Source organism: bacterium, from assembly GCA_026398675.1.
In the GTDB taxonomy this organism is placed as follows: domain Bacteria; phylum RBG-13-66-14; class RBG-13-66-14; order RBG-13-66-14; family RBG-13-66-14; genus RBG-13-66-14.
In genome coordinates this window covers 1-1,610 of the sequence record JAPLSK010000021.1, presented here as the reverse complement: position 1 = coordinate 1,610, position 1,610 = coordinate 1, and the positions used below count along the sequence as shown (strand labels likewise).

General features: G+C 65.0%; 1 protein-coding gene. It reads right to left on the bottom strand.

The window, feature by feature from the left end; translation table 11 throughout:
* On the bottom strand, positions 1 to 544 hold a 544-nt coding region (locus NTW26_00280; GenBank protein ID MCX7020710.1), incomplete at its 3' end, for a hypothetical protein.
* Between the last annotated feature and the right edge of the window lie 1,066 nt (positions 545 to 1,610).

Below are 1,610 nucleotides of genomic sequence, written 5' to 3'. Positions count from 1 at the left end.
CGAGGGAGTGGGACCGGACGTCGCCGGGCTCCTCCGGGAGCAGTACCCGCGGGGCGTCGCGCGCCTTGGCGCCGTTGATGCCGGCCATCAGCTGCTCGGCGGCCTTGTACACGCTCATGTCCCAGAACCCCTGCTGCCCCTGCATCGCGATGATCTTGGGGATGTCGGTGTACCGGATGGCGACGCCCTGGAGGAAGGGCCGGAAGGAGAGCTTGTGTCTGCCTTTGGTGGCGCAGAAGCCGTGGCGGGTGGCCAGCTTGACGGTGACCGGGCGCCCGGCGCCGCAGAGGATCATGGCGATGGACGAGGCCTTGTTCAGGACGTCGGCGCGCAGCGCGGCGGTCTGCGTGGCGGAGGGCGCCTCGTCGAAGTAGGCGTCGTGGTCCCGGTCCAGCTTGGTGACGGCGTGGTTGCACAGGAACTCGACGAGGGAGTGGCCGGGCTGGGCCAGGGCCTCGAGAGCGGCGGGGCCATCGAGGTCGGTGCTGAAGGTGCTGGGGTCCCGGCCGGAGCGGGGGACGTCGACGCGCGGGAGGAAGAGCATGGATCCGGTTCCCCTTCGTATCGGCGGTTGCGTTAAGTCGACTGGGGACGGACGCCGAAAAATCAAAACGCCGCCGGCCGGTCGAAGGCCACCATGCCGGCCATGCTCCAGCCGCGCATGCAAGCGCCTCCACGAAGGGCGGTAGGGGGCCTATTTAAGTATATACCTTTATCGAAGTTGTACCTGAAATGAAAATACCCCTGTATATGAAAATTAAACTAGCGATATCCCAAAAATAGATTCCCCAGGAATCTCAATGCTCCAAACCCCGAGCATCGACCCCGACAGCCCCAAGATCCCTCCCCACTACTAGACCCTAAACCCATCGATCATCGCCTGCATCGGCCCCTACCCGAGGCCCAGCCTCCCTACCCTCGTAGCCCCGCTCCAAGCATCCCAGGAATCCACGGCGATTCCCATCCACAACGATTCCCTGGGGTCCCTACCCCCGCCCCCAGCCCCCCACCCCCCAACCCCGCCCCAAGCAGCGCGCTGCCTCCAAAGCCTATCCCGCCCCGCCCCGACCCGATACCCAGCGATGGCGAAGGTGACTCCAACCGAGACGTTGCTTCAGATGATCCCACAGGCTCCCACGCGCCCCAACGGCGGCACGGTACGTCCCGCTATGCCGTGCCCTGACCCCGATATCTTGATTATTGTTCATAGACATGTCTGCCCAGCTGCCGCCTGCTGAGGCCACATCGCCCCCGACGCTTGCTCTCCTCAGGACCCCCCCGCGCCTCCTCATTGGACAGACCAGACCCTCTTTAACGCCGAAGAGCTGCTCCGACGCGAAAAGAACGTCAACGGGCCCAAGCTGTTCGTCTCCCACTGCTGGAGACAGGCGGGGGTCCAGGAGAAGACGAGGCGGATCGTGGCGCACCTCAGCAAGCCTAAGCCGGTGAGCCCCCGAACACCCCATACACCGCATGCACCGCGAGCGCACGATGAGTCGAACGACCCCCTCCACGCCTCTTCCCGCCCCATCCGCGACGCACGCTCGAATCGTGCGGACCAGGTCGGCGGCCGCGGGGTCTTTCATGCGCTCCAAAAAGTCGGCAAAGGA